The organism is Kouleothrix sp., from assembly GCF_046328425.1.
GTDB lineage: Bacteria > Chloroflexota > Chloroflexia > Chloroflexales > Roseiflexaceae > Kouleothrix.
The window spans coordinates 140,704-157,963 of sequence record NZ_JAXLWP010000018.1 but is presented as its reverse complement, the minus strand read 5'-3'; the positions used below and the strand labels follow the sequence as shown (position 1 = coordinate 157,963).

General features: G+C 67.0%; 16 protein-coding genes. 7 read left to right on the top strand and 9 right to left on the bottom strand.

Annotated features, from left to right (window positions below; all coding sequences use genetic code 11):
• Together U0177_RS17740 and U0177_RS17735 are read right to left on the bottom strand one after the other, a co-directional pair.
• Positions 1-511 (bottom strand): endonuclease/exonuclease/phosphatase family protein (locus tag U0177_RS17740; RefSeq protein ID WP_409571991.1); only part of this gene is annotated, 511 nt, incomplete at its 3' end.
• 4 nt (positions 512-515) lie between these two features.
• A complete protein-coding gene (locus U0177_RS17735) occupies positions 516-1,112 on the bottom strand; it encodes a hypothetical protein (RefSeq protein WP_409571990.1) in 597 nt (198 codons plus the stop codon).
• A 66-nt stretch (positions 1,113-1,178) separates the two neighbouring features.
• Between U0177_RS17735 and U0177_RS17730 the strand changes: the two genes are divergently transcribed.
• The 5 genes from U0177_RS17730 (at position 1,179) to U0177_RS17710 (ending at position 7,631) form a co-directional block, all read left to right on the top strand.
• The gene (locus U0177_RS17730) at positions 1,179-2,039 is read left to right on the top strand and encodes an SDR family oxidoreductase (RefSeq protein ID WP_409571989.1); all 861 of its coding nucleotides are present in this window, start codon (positions 1,179-1,181) and stop codon (positions 2,037-2,039) included.
• A gap of 85 nt (positions 2,040-2,124) precedes the next feature.
• Positions 2,125-2,451: a hypothetical protein gene (locus U0177_RS17725; RefSeq protein ID WP_409571988.1), complete on the top strand. Its 327-nt coding sequence runs from the start codon at positions 2,125-2,127 to the stop codon at positions 2,449-2,451.
• A 96-nt stretch (positions 2,452-2,547) separates the two neighbouring features.
• On the top strand, positions 2,548-3,693 hold the full coding sequence (locus U0177_RS17720; RefSeq protein WP_409571987.1) for an acyl-CoA dehydrogenase family protein: 1,146 nt from the start codon (positions 2,548-2,550) through the stop codon (positions 3,691-3,693).
• A 233-nt stretch (positions 3,694-3,926) separates the two neighbouring features.
• A complete protein-coding gene (locus U0177_RS17715; protein WP_409571986.1) occupies positions 3,927-5,132 on the top strand; it encodes an acetyl-CoA C-acetyltransferase in 1,206 nt (401 codons plus the stop codon).
• A gap of 120 nt (positions 5,133-5,252) precedes the next feature.
• Complete coding sequence (locus U0177_RS17710; protein ID WP_409571985.1) at positions 5,253-7,631, top strand: 3-hydroxyacyl-CoA dehydrogenase NAD-binding domain-containing protein; 2,379 nt, start codon at positions 5,253-5,255, stop codon at positions 7,629-7,631.
• 20 nt (positions 7,632-7,651) lie between these two features.
• Here U0177_RS17710 and U0177_RS17705 read toward each other — a convergent pair whose 3' ends face one another.
• The 4 genes from U0177_RS17705 to U0177_RS17690 form a co-directional block, all read right to left on the bottom strand.
• A complete protein-coding gene (locus U0177_RS17705) occupies positions 7,652-8,839 on the bottom strand; it encodes an ATP-binding protein (RefSeq protein ID WP_409571984.1) in 1,188 nt (395 codons plus the stop codon).
• 341 nt (positions 8,840-9,180) lie between these two features.
• Positions 9,181-10,287, bottom strand: a complete 1,107-nt coding sequence (locus U0177_RS17700; RefSeq protein WP_409571983.1) for a molybdopterin-dependent oxidoreductase — start codon at positions 10,285-10,287, stop codon at positions 9,181-9,183.
• A 112-nt stretch (positions 10,288-10,399) separates the two neighbouring features.
• A complete protein-coding gene (locus U0177_RS17695; RefSeq protein WP_409571982.1) occupies positions 10,400-10,669 on the bottom strand; it encodes a hypothetical protein in 270 nt (89 codons plus the stop codon).
• The gene (locus U0177_RS17690; protein ID WP_409571981.1) at positions 10,644-10,790 is read right to left on the bottom strand and encodes a hypothetical protein; all 147 of its coding nucleotides are present in this window, start codon (positions 10,788-10,790) and stop codon (positions 10,644-10,646) included. The genes U0177_RS17695 and U0177_RS17690 overlap by 26 nt, the downstream gene beginning before the upstream one ends.
• Positions 10,791-11,024: 234 nt before the next feature.
• Between U0177_RS17690 and U0177_RS17685 the strand changes: the two genes are divergently transcribed.
• On the top strand, positions 11,025-12,377 hold the full coding sequence (locus tag U0177_RS17685) for a sensor histidine kinase (protein ID WP_409571980.1): 1,353 nt from the start codon (positions 11,025-11,027) through the stop codon (positions 12,375-12,377).
• 391 nt (positions 12,378-12,768) lie between these two features.
• On the opposite strand, the gene U0177_RS17680 is transcribed toward U0177_RS17685, so the two are convergent.
• On the bottom strand, positions 12,769-13,059 hold the full coding sequence (locus tag U0177_RS17680) for a hypothetical protein (protein WP_409571979.1): 291 nt from the start codon (positions 13,057-13,059) through the stop codon (positions 12,769-12,771).
• Between the two features lie 214 nt (positions 13,060-13,273).
• On the opposite strand from U0177_RS17680, the gene U0177_RS17675 reads away from it, so the two are divergent.
• A complete protein-coding gene (locus U0177_RS17675; protein WP_409571978.1) occupies positions 13,274-14,032 on the top strand; it encodes an HAD-IIA family hydrolase in 759 nt (252 codons plus the stop codon).
• Between the two features lie 78 nt (positions 14,033-14,110).
• Here U0177_RS17675 and glgD read toward each other — a convergent pair whose 3' ends face one another.
• A complete protein-coding gene (glgD, locus tag U0177_RS17670; protein WP_409571977.1) occupies positions 14,111-15,358 on the bottom strand; it encodes a glucose-1-phosphate adenylyltransferase subunit GlgD in 1,248 nt (415 codons plus the stop codon).
• Positions 15,359-15,442: 84 nt separating this feature from the next.
• Positions 15,443-16,696, bottom strand: coding sequence for a glucose-1-phosphate adenylyltransferase (locus U0177_RS17665; RefSeq protein WP_409571976.1), 1,254 nt, complete (start codon positions 16,694-16,696; stop codon positions 15,443-15,445).
• Positions 16,697-17,260 lie beyond the last annotated feature (564 nt).

The following is a 17,260-nucleotide window of genomic DNA, read 5'->3' as shown; positions in this document are numbered from 1 at the left end:
CCAGCACCAGCGCCTCGGGCGGCTGCGCGCGCACCAGGCCGGCAAGCTGCTCGAGCTGGCGCCACTCGACGCGGGCGTAGCGATTCTCGCGGCTCCAGTCGGCGCTGTAGTTCGCGCTCAGGTGGGTATTCAGCAGCGCGATCGGCAGCCCTGCGGCGCGCAGGCGCGTCAGCAGCACGCCCTTGTGCAGCGCCCAGTCCATCAGGGCTGGCGCGGCCACCACATCGCGCGCGCGGAACAGCACGAACTCCTGGGCCTCGATCGGCGCGCGGCTGAGCGTCAGCAGCCCGCCCTTGGGAGCGTAGACGAACGGCACGGCGCTGTGGTAGGGATGGCTCGCGGCGCACGCCGCCGTCAGCAGCCGCGAGTAGGCGTGCGCCTGCACCTCTTGCAGGCACACCACGTCGTCGGCGCGCGCCGCAAGCTCGCGCGCCAGCGCCAGCAGCCGCCGCCGGGCCGAGGGCGTGGGCACGCCAAAGCAGTTGTAGCTCAGCAGCGAGAGCGCCGGCATACGCTCAGCCGCGCCTGGGCGCGCGCTCGGCGCCTGCACCATCGGCCCGCGACTGCTCGTGCAGGCCGCGCAGGTTCAGCAGCGCCGCCAGGATCGCGCCGGCGCTGTCGAGCATAATATCGGTGATCGTATCGGTGAGTCCCGAGACGATCTGCTGCGGCAGCACGAAATCCGAAAGCCACTCGATCACCTCCCACAGCGCGCCCAGGGCGATCCCGAGGCTCGCGATCGTCAGCACGAACAGGATCCGGTGCTTGAAGAAGCTCTCCATCAGCTCGCTGTAGAAGAGATAGCCTGCCGCGAGCGTGATCGCGAAGATCGTATAGAGATGCGCGATCTCGTCGTAGGGGCCAGGCTGATTGTACAGGTTCCACGCCCACCCGCCGGCGTTGATCAGCGCCGCGATCACAAAGATCAGGTCGAACAGCGTCGGCAGCTTGCGCTCAAACGACACAAACGCGAACGATAGCGCCAGAAAGCCGGCCAGCGCGGCGGCCGCGAACCATTGGCGCTGCACCAGCACCACCACAATCGCAATCGCCAGCAGCGCCTGGCCGAACCACGCCGCCATCCGGTAGCCGTGCCAGTTCGTATTTCGCATATACTTGCTCCCGTGGTATCCTCTGCCGGGAACTCCAAGCAAATTATGCGCCGAGAAAGGTTGGCTGTGAGCACGCTAAACGATACGACGATCATTATCACTGGCGCCACCAATGGCATTGGCCAGGTGGCGGCGACCGAGCTGGCGCGCATGGGCGCGCGCGTGGTGCTGGTGGGCCGCGACGCCCAGAAGAGCGCGGCGGTGGCCCAGGCGATCACCGCCCAAACCGGCAACCCGGCGGTCGATGTGCTGCTGGCCGATCTTTCATCGCAGGCCGAGGTGCGCCGGCTGGCCGGCGAGATCCTCGCGCGCTACCCGCGCATCGACGTGCTGCTGAACAACGCCGGCGCGGTGTTTGGCTCGCGCCAGCTCACCGTCGACGGCATCGAGCGCACGTTTGCGCTGAACCACCTGGCCTATTTTCAGCTGACGAACCTGCTGCTCGAGCGGATCAAGGCCAGCGCGCCGGCGCGGATCGTGAATGTATCGTCGGCGGCGCACAGTGGCGCCACGCTCGACTTCGATGATCTGCAGGGGCAGCGGCGCTACTCGGCCTTTGGCGCGTATAGCAAATCGAAGCTGGCGAACCTGCTGTTCACATACGAGCTGGCGCGCCGCCTTGCGGGCAGCGGCGTCACGGTGAACGCCGTGCACCCCGGCCCGGTGGCCACCGGCTTTGGCCGCAACAACGGCGGGCTGTGGGGCGTGGTTTTCCGCCTGATCGCGCCGCTGATGCGCACGCCCGCGCAGGGCGCCGCCACCTCGATCTATGTCGCGTCGTCGCCCGAGCTGGCCGGCGTCAGCGGCAAGTACTTCTCCGACAGCAAGGCGGTCGAGTCGTCGCGCGCCTCGCACGACGCCGCCGCCGCCGCGCGGCTGTGGCAGGTCAGCGCCGAGATGACCGGGCTGCCCGCCGCGGGCGCCTGAGCGCGCACACGGGTGCTTGCGGCGGGCGGCGGCGCGGCGTATGCTTGCAGCGATTTCACCGCTCGAGCATACGGAGGTGCACACCATGCGAAGGAGCGCAACCGCCTTGCTGCTGGCCGGCGCGCTGGCGATCGGCGCGCTGATCGGCTTTGTCGACACGCGGCCCACCTGGGATGACACCGGCGTCACCGTGGGGCTGCTGGTGCTGGCCTGCCTGCTGTTCGGCGCGGCGCGGCCGCGCCTGGCGTGGCTGTGGGCGCTGGCGATCGGCGCGTGGCTGCCGCTGCTGAATATACTGATCGCGCGCAGCTTCGCGCCGCTGGCTGCGCTGGCGATCGCGTTTGTGGCGGCGTATGCCGGCGCGCTTGTGCGCCGGGCGCTCCGTGGCGGCACGGCCGCGCCGCCGGTATAGCACGCGCCGCGCGCTGACGCTCGCTTCTGCCAACTGGAACTCGCATCGTGTATACTACGCGTGCGTCTGAAGCCCACACCAGCAGAAGGCAGAGCTATGCAGCGAACCCTGCTCGACGCCGAGCACCTGATGTTCCGCGACGCGTTTCGCACCTTTCTCGCCCGCGAGGTCGCGCCGCACTACGAGGCCTGGGAGCGCGAAGGGATTGTGCCGCGCGAGCTGTGGCGCAAAGCCGGGCGCTCGGGCTTTCTCGGCACCGACGTGCCCGAGCAGCTGGGCGGCGCGGGCCTGGCCGACTACCGCTACAACGCGGTGATCGCCGAGGAGCTGGCGCGCGGCCGCTTCATGGGCGTCGGCATGTCGGTGCACAACGATATTGTGATCCCCTACTTCCTGCGCTATGCCAGCCCCGAGCAGCGCCAGCGCTGGCTGCCGGGCCTGGCCAGCGGCGACCTGATCGGCGCGATCGCCATGACCGAGCCGGGCGCCGGCAGCGACCTGGCCGGCATTCGCACCAGCGCGCTGCGCGACGGCGACGCCTACCTGCTGAGCGGCCAGAAGACCTTTATCTCGAATGGCATCCTGAACGACCTGCTGATTGTGGTGGCGCGCACCGACCCGGCGCGCGCCCACCGTGGCATCAGCCTGCTGGTGGTCGAGCGCGATATGCCCGGCTACCGGCGCGGCCGCAACCTCGAGAAGATCGGGCTGCACGCGCAGGATACCGCCGAGCTGTTCTTCGACGACGTGCGCGTGCCGGCCGCGAATGTGCTGGGCGAGGAGGGCGCGGGCTTCGGCTACCTGATGCAGCAGCTGCCGCAGGAGCGCCTGACGATCGCGGTGAGCGCGATTGCCGCCGCCGAGGCCGCGCTGGAGTGGACGATCGACTACTGCAAGGGCCGCAGCGCCTTCGGCCGGCCGATCGCCGACTTTCAGAATACGCGCTTCCGCCTGGCCGAAATCAAAACCGAGCTGACGATCGGGCGCGTGTTCGTCGACCAGTGCATCCTGGCGCATAACCGTGGCGAGCTGAGCGCCGACGAGGCCGCGATGGCCAAGTGGTGGGCCAGCGAGCTGCAGGTGCGCGTGGTCGACCAGTGCCTGCAGCTGCACGGCGGCTACGGCTACATGCGCGAGTACCCGATCGCCAGGCTGTACCTCGACACGCGCGTGCAGACGATCTACGGCGGCACTACCGAGATCATGAAAGAAATCATCGGGCGCGCGCTGCTCGAACATTAGACAGAAGCGAGCACTGCTCTGCCGAAGGCTGAACACCCCAGCTGCGTAAGCCCTACGTGCAGGCTTCCGCAGGTTCGATCCGAGTTTTCAGGGGGAAGGACGAAAGACGGAAGACGAAACAGCGCCGCCTTTCGTCTTCCAGCTTTTGTCAAACCGGTTCGGAGGTGTGATAGCCTGCACCAAGGTTTGAAGGTTGAAAGTTCGTACGCAAACCTGCAAGCAAGGAACCATCCATGCCAGAAGCATATATCTACGACGCCATCCGCACGCCGCGCGGCAAAGGCAAGCCCGACGGCGCGCTCCATGAGGTACGGCCAGTCGCGCTGCTGGTGGGCCTGATGCACGAGCTGCAGCGGCGCCACGCTCTCGACACCGCGCTGGTTGAAGACGTGGTGCTCGGCTGCGTCACGCCGATCGGCGACCAGGGCGGCGATATCGCCAAGACCGCGGCGCTGGCGGCCGGCTGGGATTGGCGGGTGCCGGGCGTGCAGCTCAACCGCTTCTGCGCCAGCGGCCTCGAGGCCGTGAACCTGGCCGCCATGAAAGTCCGATCGGGCTGGGAAGAGCTGATCGTCGCCGGCGGCGTCGAGTCGATGTCGCGCGTGCCCATGGGCAGCGACGGCGGCGCGCTGTTCGCCGACCCGGCCACCAGCATGGCGATCGGGTTTGTGCCGCAGGGCATCGGCGCCGACCTGATCGCCACGCTCGACGGCTTCACGCGCGACGACGCCGACCAGTTCGCGTGCGAGTCGCAGCGCAAGGCCGCCCAGGCGCGCGCCAGCTGCTACTTCGCGAAGTCGATCGTGCCGGTGCGCGACCAGAATGGCCTGCCGATCCTCGAGCAGGACGAGTTTATCAAGCCGCAGACCACGCTCGATGGCCTGGCGAAGCTCAAGCCCTCGTTCGCGAGCGCCGGCGCGCTGGGCTTCGACACCGTCGCCAAGCAGAAGTACCCGCAGGTCGAGCGCATCGAGCACATCCACACCGCCGGCAACTCGTCGGGTATTGTCGACGGCGCCGCGCTGGTGCTGGTTGGCTCCGAGGCGGCCGGCCGCCGGCTGGGCCTGGCGCCGCGCGCGCGCGTGCTGGCCAGCGCGCTCACCGGCGCCGAGCCGACGATCATGCTCACCGGGCCGGCGCCGGCCGCGCGCAAGGCGCTCGACAAGGCCGGGCTCACGTTTGATCAGATCGACCTGTTCGAGGTGAACGAGGCGTTCGCTGCGGTGGTGATGCACTTCCAGCGCGAGACCGGCGTGCCGTGGGAGAAGATCAACGTCAACGGCGGCGCGATCGCGCTCGGCCACCCGCTTGGCGCCACCGGCGCGATGCTGCTGGGCACGCTGCTCGACGAGCTCGAGCGCCGCGGTCTGCGGCGTGGCCTGGCGACGCTGTGCGTCGGCGGGGGCATGGGCATCGCGACGGTTATTGAACGGCTCTGACGCCTCGCCCGCTACTCTCCCCTTGCCCGAGCACGGGCTGCCCCACGCGCCAGTTCGGCCGGCATCGCCCGCCCGCGCGGGGAAGGCGCAGCGGGAGGGACGCTAAAAAGGATACCGCGAATGCAACAGCACATCCAGTACGAGCGCGCCGGCGACGGGGTGGTAACCCTCACGATGGACTGGCCCGGCCAGCCGGTGAACACAATCGACCGCGCGTTCTCGCCGGCGCTGGCCGAAGTGCTCGACACGCTCGAGGCCGAGCGCGAGCAGATCGCCGGGGTGATCCTCGCCAGCGCCAAAAAGACATTCTTCGCGGGCGGCGACCTGAAGTGGTTCATCACGCTCGGCCCGGCCGACGCCGCCGAGATCTTCGCGGTGGTCGAGCGCGCCAAAGCGCTGATGCGCCGCCTTGAGCTGCTGGGCCGGCCGGTGGTAGCCGCGATCGGTGGGGCCGCGCTCGGCGGCGGCTGGGAGCTTGCGCTGGCCTGCCATCACCGCGTCGTGCTGAACGATCCCGCCATTCAGCTTGGCCAGCCCGAGGTGTCGCTCGGGCTGCTGCCGGGCGGCGGCGGCATCACGCGCATGGTGCGTATGCTCGGGCTTCAGGAAGCCATGCCCTACCTGATCGAGGGCCGGCTGATGCGCCCATCCGACGCGGCGAAGCTCGGGCTGTGCGCGCTGGCCGAAACGCGCGACGACCTGATCGTCCAGGCGCGCGCCTGGATCGCCGCCAACCCCGCGCCGGCGCAGCTGTGGGATCGCAAGGGCTATGCCATGCCCGGCGGCGCGCCCGGCAGCCCGCACATAGCCCAGCTGATCGGCGCCGCGCCGGCCGTGCTGGCAGAGCAGACCCACAACGCCTACCCCGCGCCCAAGGCCATCCTCAGCGCGGCGGTGGAAGGCGCGCAGGTGCCGTTCGATGTCGCCACGCGGATCGAGAGCCGCTACTTCGCCGAGCTGGTGACCGGCCAGGTGGCCAAGAATATGATCGGCGCGTTTTTCTTTCAGCTGAACGAGATCAAGGCCGGCGTGGCCCGCCCCTCCGGCGTGCCGCGCTGGAGCGCCAGCAAAGTCGGCGTGCTGGGCGCCGGCATGATGGGCGCCAGCATCGCCTACGCCAACGCCGCGCGCGGCATCGCCACCGTGCTGAAGGACACATCGGCCGAGCTGGCCGAGCGCGGCAAGAGCTACAGCGCCAAAGTCACCGCGCGGCGGGTCGAGCGCGGGCAGATTAGCGCCGAGCGCCAGCACGAGCTGCTGGGCCTGATCCACGCCACCGCCGACCCCAGCGACCTGGCAGGCTGCGACCTGATCATCGAGGCGGTGTTCGAGAACCAGGCGCTGAAGCAGCAGGTGATCGGCGAGTTCGAGCCGCTGCTGCTCGAGCGCGGCTTTTTTGCCTCGAATACCTCGACGCTGCCGATCAGCCAGCTGGCCGAGGCCGCCGCGCACCCCGAAAGCTTCATCGGCCTGCACTTCTTCTCGCCGGTCGACCGGATGCAGCTGGTCGAGATCGTCAAGGGCCGCCACACCAGCGCCGAGACGCTGGCGCGCGCCTACGACTATGTGCAGCAGCTCGGCAAGATCCCGATCGTCGTGAACGACGCGCGCGGCTTCTTCACCTCGCGCGTGATCCGCACGTTTCTGAACGAGGCCGCGGCCATGCTTTCGGAAGGCGTGGCGCCGGCCGCGATCGAGAATGCCGCGCTGCAGGCCGGCTTCCCCACCGGGCCGCTGGCGCTGCTCGACGAGGTGAGCCTGACGCTGGCGCTGTCGATCGCGCAGGAGGCGCGCGCGGCCGCCGCTGCCGCAGGCCAGGCGTACGTGCCCGCGCCGGGCGAGGCGCTGATCGAGCGCATGGTGCGCGAGCTTGGGCGGCCGGGCCGGGCTGGCGGCGGCGGCTTCTACGAGTACCCTGCCGGGGGCGCGAAGCGGCTGTGGCCGGGCCTGCGCGCGTTTGGCGGCCAGGTGGCCAGCCTGCCGCAAGACGTGCGCGAGCTACAGGAGCGCATGCTGTACATCCAGTCGATCGAGGCGCTGCGCTGCATGGAAGAGGGCGTGGTCGAGCATGCGCGCGACGCAAACATTGGCTCGATCTTCGGCATCGGCTTCCCAGGCTGGACGGGCGGCGTCATCCAGTTTGTGAGCCACGTCGGGGTGCGCGCGTTCAGCGGCGCGCGCCGCCGAGCTTGCGGGCGCGTACGGTGCATGCGCGAGTTAGCGCCAGTTCGACGCGCCGCCTGCGCCCTTGCGCCGCTGTTCAGGCAGGCGGCGATCGTTAAAAGTCTTTCGACCCCTCCTCTACCCCTCCCTGGTCAGGGAGTGCGTGACACATCTGGCTGTTGCGGCAGTGTGCGTGCGGTGCCGCCGCCGCGACCGCACCACACAGCCACGACAATATCTCTCCTTTCCCTCTCCGCACGCGGGAGAGGGGGAAGGGGGGCGAGGGCCGACGTTGCACCAGCCCTGCGCAGGCGACCGCGTAAGTCCCGTCAGTAAGTGATCAAGCGAAGAGCGTATTACATTCCCGCCTGCAGTGCGCGCTCGCTGGCCAGCGGAATCGCGATCGTGAACGTGCTGCCGCTGCCCTCCTGGCTGCTCACGGCGATCGTGCCGCCGTGCAGCGACACGATCTCCTTCACCACGTACAGGCCAATGCCCATGCCGCTGATGCTCTGCTCGTGCACGTTGCTGGCGCGGTAGAAGCGGCTGAACAGCTGCGGCACCGCCAGCGACGGAATGCCGATGCCCTGGTCGGAGATGCTGAGCTGCGCGTGTGTGCCCGAGGACTCGAGCCGCACCGTGATCTGGCCACCGTCGGGGCTATACTTGATCGAGTTCTGGATCAAGTTCTGCAGCACCTGCTCGAGCCGCAGCGCGTCGCCGGCGATCGGCACCGGCGACGCGCGAAGCTCGGCCACCACCGTGTGCTGGATGTACAGCATTGGCTGCACCTCTTCGACCACCTGGCGCACCAGGGTGGCCAGGTCGATCGGCTCGACATCGAGCGATAGGTGGCCCATCTCGATCCGCGAGATATCGAGCAGGTCGTTGATCAGCTTCTCGAGGCGGTGCGACTGATCGACGATCACGCCGAGGGTGCGCTGGTGCGCCGCCGAGAGGCTGCCCTCGCGCAGCGTGCGGCGCTGGAGCAGCTGCGCGTTGCCCAGCACCGACGTAAGCGGCGTCTTCAGCTCATGCGACGCGATCGACAGAAATTCGTCGCGGAGCCGCAGCGCCTGCTGAGCCTCGGCCAGGGCCGCCTGCTCGCGCGCCAGCAGATCGGCGCGCTCTTCGGCGGCGTAGTGCTCGGCGGTGAGGTCGAGCGTTACACCGACCATGCGCGTGGCGCCGGGCTGCATCAGCCGCCCGGCCGCGCGGATCCAGTGCGTCGATTTGTCGCCCCAGCAGACCCGGCAGTCGGTCTGGAAGGCGACCTGCGCGTCGATCGCGTGCTCGATCGCGCGGCGGAGCGGCGCAATGTCGCCGGGGTGCAGGCGCGCGGCAATCTGCGGGATGTGCATGTCGGCGTCGGGCGCGAAGCCGAAGTGCGCCTTGCAGATCGGCGTGCAGTGCAGCGCGCCGCTGGCCACATCCCACTCCCACGCGCCCATGTTTGCCGCAGCCAGCCCCAGCTCGAGCTGCTGGTGGCGCTCGCTCAAGCTGCTGGCCGCAGCTGTTTGAACATCGAGGTTTTCGCTTGGCATAGCCGGTGTTGCAATCCTTGCTTGTCCTTGCTCGAATCCCGCGACCAGGCCACGCTCACGCACCTCGGCACACACAGTGGGATTACTCGGGCAACCTGCAAGAACTACGCCACGGCCGCAGGGCGGCCTGCCTATACCAATGGCAGAGCGGTTCTTTCCTCTGGGATGTGTCCATTTTCCGCGCGCAGCACGGAAAATGGACACAACGGCGTAGGTCCTAAAGTGATCGCTTGATTATGGTGGGGTTCGGGGCGGCTTCGCCGCCCCCGAAATTTCTTTTGCGGCGCCCGGCATTGCCGGGCGCCGCACAAGAAAACACAAGTAATCAAACGGAGTTGGTATCAGCCGGCGTGCACAAGCACGCGGTGCCAGGCATTGTTCATATAGCCCTTGAAGTTCCAGATCGAGGCAGCAGACTCGGGCTGGGTGTTCGCGGCGGTGTCGCAGGCGCGCGCCACCAGCGTATGCGCGCCCGGCGCCAGCTCGATCTGCGCCTGCCACAGCCGCCAGGCCCAGCGCGTGGGCTGGCCGCGCAGCTCGGCCTGCACCCAGCTTGCGCCGCCGTCGGCCGAGATGTCGACGCGCGCGATCGAGCGCCCGCCGCCGGCATAGGCGTAGCCCTCGATCGATACGAGCCCGGCAGGCAGGCGCGCGCCTGCAGCCGGCTGGCAGATCACCGACGTGAGCGACGACTCGCCGAGCATCAGCGCTTGCTGCCAGTCGGCGCTGTGGGCCTCGGCGGCCGGCGGGAACAGCTTGTAGGCGCGCGCCTGGAAGTAATTGCTTGACGGTGCGGCCTGCAGCGTGATCGCCGCCAGCCACTTGACGCTGCGCGCGCCGATGTAGCCCGGCACCACCACGCGCAGCGGGAAACCGTGCGCCGCCGGCAGCGGCGCGCCGTTCATCTCGTAGGCCAGCAGCACCTCGGGGGCCAGGGCTTTGTCGATCGCGATCGAGCCGCCGAAGCCGAAGCGCTGGCCCTGGCGCTCGACTTCGTCGAGGCCGGCGAAGGCGGCGTGCGCGGCCGCAGGCAGCACGCCCGCGGCCAGCAGCAGCTCGCGCAGTGGCACGCCGGCCCATACCGCGCTGCTGATCGCCTCGGCGCCCCACAGCACTTCGCCGGGGATCGGGCGAATGGCCTGCAGCTCGTCGCGGCGGTTGCCGGCGCACTGCAGCGTCGCGTCCACCGCCACGCGCGAAAACTGGCTCCGCAGGTCGGCCAGCGTCAGCGCCAGCGGCCGCTCGACCAAGCCGCCGATCGTCAGCCGGTAGCTCGCCGGGTCGATACTCGGCAGCGACCCATGGTTGCGCACGTAGAACAGCTCGGCGGGGGTGTGCTCGGCGCGGGCGATCAGCTCGGGGGGCGGCCCGCCGTTCAGCGGCGCGCGGCTGCGTACTACAAACGCGGGATGCTTGCCGTCCGGCGGCTCGGTGGAATGCTCTGCCATGCGACCTCCTTGTTCGCTACATGCGCACCGTGGCCCCGTTGCCGGTGCGGCTGGCGCGCGTGGCGCGCTGCGCTGATTGTAGCAACCGAAGAGGGAAGTGGCAACAGCCAGGCTAGCCGACCGGGATATTCAGATCCGCGAGGAAACGGCGGATCTCGGCGGACTCGGGGATGACCACCAGGCTGCGCTGAGCGGCGCGCACCAGGATAATATGGTACGATAGCTCGCCGGTGTTGCGCTGCGCCCACGAGAGCCGGGCCAGCACCGGGGTTTCGATACGCCAACCCTGCTCAAGCATCAGGCGCAGCGCCTCGAGACCGCGCGGCACGCCGAATGGCATGGCTGGCTGGGGCACCTCAGATCGCCGAGTGTTCGATCTCATAGCTCACCAGCTTGTTCTGCCCAAGCCGCGACCGGCGGCCAACCAGCGCCAGGCCAACCAGCAGCAGCGCCGACACGCCGCCAATCGCGTAACCGCTAACGAAGATAATGACCGTGACCATGTGTAGCTCCTTCTGTTTCTTCCTTGCTATTCTCACGCCTCTATCCTAGCGCTGCCAATTTATCGCTGGGTGATCCGATTGTTAAATGTGTGTAAAGCTTATGAGCTTTCGCGCCCGTAAGCCGGGCCGGCGGGATTCTCGGGCCTTTTTATGAATGCAACGTGATCGTAATCTATGCTCAATCGGTATATCATATAATCTGGTAAGTATCGCCCTAGCCTGAGAGTTCTGAGAATGCGACAGATGTTGGCCCGGTTGCTAACAATCGCTCATCCCGACGATGAGTATCAGCAGCGTGGGCGCGCGGTGGTGGTGCTAAGCCTGGGCATGATCGCGATGGCCCTGCTGTTTGTGGTCGTCGTGCTGTGCTTTCAGCCTAACCCCGAGACAAGCCTGAAGCTCGTCGTGCTGGCAATCACGATCTTTGGCACGGCGATCATTCTGGCGCGGCGCGGGCTGGTTGATCTGGCGGCCTGGGGCATGCTCGGCTTTACACTGGTTGGCCCATTCGTGGCTATGCTCAGCACGCCGGTGGTTGGCACCGCCCCGCTGACGCTGGTGTTCGCGATCTTGATCGCGAGCATGGTGGTGCGATCCTGGCAGATCTGGCTGGTGCTGGCGGCTGCGCTGCTGGGGCTGCTGCTGACGGTTATGCTGCTGTCGGCGTGGTCGTATACACCCAACGAGATCGAAACCACAGTGCTGGTGGCGGCGCTGATCATGCTGCCCATGGTCGCGCTGATCAGCTACCTCTCGGCTAGCGAAACGCAGCGCGAGCGCGCGGCGCTGCGCCGCGAGATCGCCGAGCGCCTGCATGTCGAGCATGCGCTGCTGCAGGCCAAAGACGCTGCCGAGTCGGCCAACCGCGCCAAGAGCGCGTTTCTGGCGCACATGAGCCACGAGCTGCGCACGCCGCTGACGGCCATCCTCGGCTATACCAACCTGCTGGCGTGGCAGGCCGAGCAGCAGGGCGCCGAGAGCTTCCTGAGCGACCTGGGAGTGATCGAGTCGTCGGGCAAGCACCTGCTGAACCTGATCAACAATGTGCTCGACCTCTCGAAGATCGAGGCCGGCAAGCTCGACCTGCTCCTCGAAACCTTCGACGTGGCCACTATGCTTAATCAGCTGGTCGCGTCGGTGCAGCCGCTGGTGGGCAAGAACCGCAACCACCTGGTGATCGATTGCAGCCCCGACATTGGCATCATGTACGCCGACCAGACCAAGGTGCGGCAGATTCTGATCAATATGCTCTCGAACGCCTCGAAGTATACCGAGCAGGGCGTGATCACAATTGCGGCGCAGCCCGAGTGTACCGACGAACACGACTGGGTGGTCTTTCACGTCTCCGATACCGGCATTGGCATTCCGCCCGAGGCGATCTCGCAGCTGTTCCAGACCTTTAAGCGCGTGGTCGATCCGCCGAACGCGCCCAAGTACGATGGCGCCGGGCTAGGGCTGGCGCTGAGCCAGCATATCTGCCGGATCATGGGCGGCAACATCACGGTGCAGAGCACGCTCAATGTTGGTACCACGTTCAGCATCCGCCTGCCCAGGCGCGTCGCCCAGCCGGTGGCCGAGCTGGTGTAGCCACAACTTGGGGTAAGATATGGCGACGGCCCCAGCGATGCGCTGGGGCCGTTGAGCAGGGGAAATATATTGGAAGATGCACCAGCGTATGTTTGGCGTAGCAACGTACTGGTTCCGTGATCGGGAGCGCCTGGTTCGCAAAATGGGCTGTGGTGTGCTGCGATGCTAGCTACGTTGTAGGCTGCGTTGTCGAGTGCGACGAGCTGTGAGATTTCACGAACCTTGTTCGCCAGTGCATCTGCGAATATCCTATCATGCTTGCCGCGCCTGTAGCATAACATGTTGATCACAAAAGTGTATCGATCGATGACTCTTTGTACATTATCGGGTACCGGAGCCTGGTACGCTGTTCGCCTGCGGCAGCGCTGGATCACGTGCTGTAGGTTGGGGGCTACATGGCCTTGAATGTCATCAGCATAGCGGCGACAAAGAGCAGGCCATAGACCCACGGCAGCGCGACCAGGCCGATCGTGAGCGAGGCCGGCCCGAACCAGTGCGCCAGCCACGCGCCTACCCCCGACACCACAAACATCACCGGGATGAGCAAAGCCCCTACTAGCAGCCAACCGGCCCACGCGACGTTCATATCGGCGATGCTGATGACGCTGCCCGAGGCAATCACTACGCCACCCAGAGCCCCTAACACGCATACGATGGTATTGATGATGAGTACGATGAGCATGCTTGAACCCTCGTAATTCGACCTCTCGGCAGAGTAGGTACGCTTCTTCACACTATAAGTATAGCAGAGCTGCCTAATGCGTTGAGCGCGAGGGATATCGCGGTATAATGCATCTTCGTGGCGCGGCGCGGCGCCTGTGCAGCATGCACGGTAAGAATGGCGCCGCCTGCCCGCTGCTGGGGGCGCAGCTGCGGCCTACACCCTTGAGGAACATATGGCAAAGAACTACATCTGCGACATGGATGGCGTGCTGGTGTTTGGCTCGCAGATCATCCCTGGCGCCAACGAGTTTATCCGCCGGCTCGAGCAGGCCGGCTCGAAGTTTCTGGTGCTGACGAATAACTCGATCTACACCCAGCGCGACCTGTGGGTGCGCCTGCAGCGCATCGGGCTGGACGTGCCGGCGAATGCGATCTACACCTCGGCGATGGCGACCGCCCAGTTCCTCGCGACGCAGCACCCCGGCGGGAGCGCCTACGTCATTGGCGAGGCCGGGCTGACGACGGCGCTGCACGACGCCGGCTACATCATCACCGACCAGGATCCGGAGTACGTTGTGCTGGGCGAGACGCTGTCGTATAGCTTCGAGCGGATAACCCAGGCCATGCGCTTTGTCGCGGCGGGCGCGCGCTTTATCGCGACGAACCCCGATGTCTCAGGCCCGGGCGAGGGCGGGATGGTTCCGGCAACCGGCGCGGTCGCGGCGCTGATTTCGGCGGCCACGGGGGTGCAGCCGTACTACATTGGCAAGCCCAACCCGCTGATTATGCGCACGGCCCTGCGCACGATCGACGCGCACTCCGAGGACTCGGTGATGGTTGGCGACCGCATGGACACCGATATCATCATCGGCACCGAGAGCGGGCTGGAGACGATCCTGGTGCTCACTGGCGTCACGCGCCGCGAGGATGTTTCGCGCTACCCCTATCGGCCGACGCATATCGTCGCCTCGGTGGCCGATATCGAAGTGTAGGCAGGCTTCGATACGCGGGGTCTCGGCTTAGCACAGCAGGGGCGCGCCACAGCGCGCCCCTGCTGATTCGTGGGGCGGCTAGCGCTCGACGGTGGCGCCGCTCGGCACCACCAAGTCGGGGCCATAGCGATCCTCGTTGACGCGCGGCATCACCACGACATTGCGGCCGATGATCGCGCCGGCCGGGATGCGCGCGCGCCGGCCGATCACCGTAAGGCCGGTGTTCAGCCGGTCGGGGGCGGCCTGGTTGGGGGTATTATCCTCGCCGTCGCCGACCTTGGCCTCTTTGCCCACCACCGTCTCCTTGTCGAGGATGCAGCGGTCGATCACCGCGTCGCGCTCGACCACCGTATCGGTGAGCAGGATCGAGTCGCGCACCACGGCGCCGGGCGCCACCACCACGCCGGGGGCGATCACCGAGCGAATCACCTGGCCGTAGATCTGGCAGCCGTCGCACAGCAGGTTGCCCTCGGCGCGCGCCTCGGCGCCGATCAGCGCGGCCGGGCGCTCTTCGCTGCGGGTATGGATGACCCACTCGGGGTCGTACAGGTCGAGCGCGGGCGTCTCGACGAGCAGGGCCATGTTGGCCTCGTAGTAGGCCTGCACGGTGCCAACATCGGCCCAGTAGCCCTGGAAGTGGTAGGCGGCCACCTGGGTCTGCCGCACGACCTTGGGCATGATCTCGCGGCCGAAGTCGTTCTCGTTGCCCCCGGCCAGCAGCTCCATGAGGAAGCTCTTGCGGAACACGTAGATGCCCATCGAGGCCAGGCTCGACTGCGAGCGGCGCGGCTTTTCCTCGAAGCGGCTGACGGTGCCGTCGGCGTCGACGGTGACGATGCCGTAGCGGTGCACCTCGTGGCGGTTGACGCTATGCACGGCCACGGTGAGGTCGGCGCCGCGATCCTGGTGGATCTGCAGCATGGGCCGGTAGTCCATCTTGTAGATATGGTCGCCGGCGAGCACCAGCACGGCGTCGATCGGCTGCTCGGCGATGAAATCGAGGTTGGCGCGCACGGCGTCGGCGTTGCCGCGCTGCCAGTCGCCGCCCTCGGTGGTGAGGAACGGGTGCAGCACGCGTACGCCGCCGATCCGCCGGTCGAGATCCCAGGGCTTGCCGACGCCGATATGCTCGTGCAGCGAGCGCGGGCGGTACTGTGTCAGCACGCCGACATTGTAGATGCCCGAGTTCACGCAGTTCGAGAGCGCGAAGTCGATGATCCGGAACTTGCCGGCGAATGGCACTGCAGCTTCGGAGCGCTCGGCGGTGAGCGCGCTCAGCGCTTTGCTCTCGCCGCCGGCCAGGATGAGTGCGAGTGTGCGCAGCATAGCTATCCTTAGTTTTGGGCTCTGGGTGCCGAGCTATGAGTCAGAGCCGGGAAGCTCAAAGCTCACCACCCCGAGCGTAACATGCTATATGGTCTCGCCCGAAGCCACCTCGCCGCCGGGGAAGTGTTCCTCGTCGCGGTCGGCGTTGATCACCACATTGCGGCCGATATTGATATTCGAGGGCAGGTGCGCGCCCTTGCCCACCACCGTCACGCCGGTATTGAGCTTCTCGGGCTCCTGCTTGTTCGGCACGGTCAGGTCGTCGCCGTAGCCGAGGCGCACGCCGGCGCCAACTACCACGTTCTTGTCGACAATCACGCGGTCGAGCACGGCGCCGGGGCCGATCCATACATCGTTCATCACCACGCTGTCGCGCACGAGCGCGCCGGGCGACACGTACACGCCGGGCGAGAGCACCGAGCGCTCGACGCGGCCGCGCACGATCGCGCCATTGCAGATCATGCTCTGCACCACCTGCGACTGCGGGCCGAACTTGGCGGGCGGGCGCTCTTCGCTGCGGGTGTGCACGACCCACTCGGGGTCGTAGAGCTTGAGCGTATTGCGCGAGTCGAGCAGCTCCATGCTGGTTTCCCAGTACGACTGGATGGTGCCGACGTCGACCCAGTAGCCTTCGAATGGGTAGGCGAAGACTTTATCCTGGGTGATCATTGCCGGGATCACGTGCTTGCCGAAGTCGATGCGCGGGCTGCCCTCGCCGCCCTCGCCCAGCCGGCGCATAAGCGCGTCGGCGCTGAAGACGTAGATGCCCATGCTGGCGAGCGTGCCCTTGTCGCGGTTCTTGGGCTTCTCGGTGAACTCGACCACGCGCTGGGTGTCGTCGACGGTCATGATCCCGAAGCGGTCGGTCTCGTCGAGCGGCACGTGCATCACGGCCACGGTCAGGTCGGCGCGGCGGCGCTGGTGGAAATCGACCATGGCGCTGTAGTCCATCTTGTAGATGTGGTCGCCCGAGAGCAGCACCACCACGTCGGCGCGGCGCTCGCGGATGTAGTTGAGGTTCTGGTACACCGCGTCGGCTGTGCCTTTGTACCAGCTCTCGTCGCGGCGGCCCTGGTAGGGCTGGAGCAGCTGGACGCCGCCCTGGCTGCGGTCGAGGTCCCAGGGCTTGCCGTTGCCGATATGCGAGTTGAGCGAGTGCGGGCGGTACTGCGTAAGCACGGCCACGTCGAAGATGCCTGAGTTGACGCAGTTCGAAAGGGTGAAGTCGATGATGCGGAACTTACCGGCGAAGGGCACCGACGGCTTGGCGCGCTTTTCGGAAAGCACGCTCAGGCGCGTCCCTTCGCCGCCGGCCATGATCATGGCTACGATTCGCACGAGGAACCTCCGACACTGGTAGGCGGCCAGCTGAACGTTTGTGTGATGCTACTGCGGCGGTCAGTATACCATAGGTGTGTGCTGCGTTTGTCGGAGCGAAGGTGCCGCCAATGCTCAGCGCTGTTTGCCGTCGCCCACCTGTGCGGCGGGCAGCTGAAGCGCGGCGTGCGCGCAAGGCTTGCCTTGGTGGTGGAAGTATAACGCGGGGCGAGCGCAAGGCTTGCCCTGGTGGTGGAAGCGCAGCGCAGGATGCGCGCAGGGCTTGCCCTGGCGGTGGAAGTGCAGCGCGGGATGCGCGCAGGGCTTGCCCTGGTGGTGGAAGTGCAGCGCGGGGCGAGCGCAAGGCTTGCCCTGGTGGTGGAAGTATAACGCGGGGCGAGCGCAAGGCTTGCCCTGGTGGTAGAAGCGCAGCGCGGGATGCGTGCAGGGCTTGCCCTGGTGGTAGAAGCGCAGCGCGGGATGCGTGCAGGGCTTGCCCTGGTGGTAGAAGTGCAGCGCGAGATGCGTGCAGGGCTTGCCCTGGTGGTAGAAGTGCAGCGCGGGGCGAGCGCAAGGCTCGCCCCA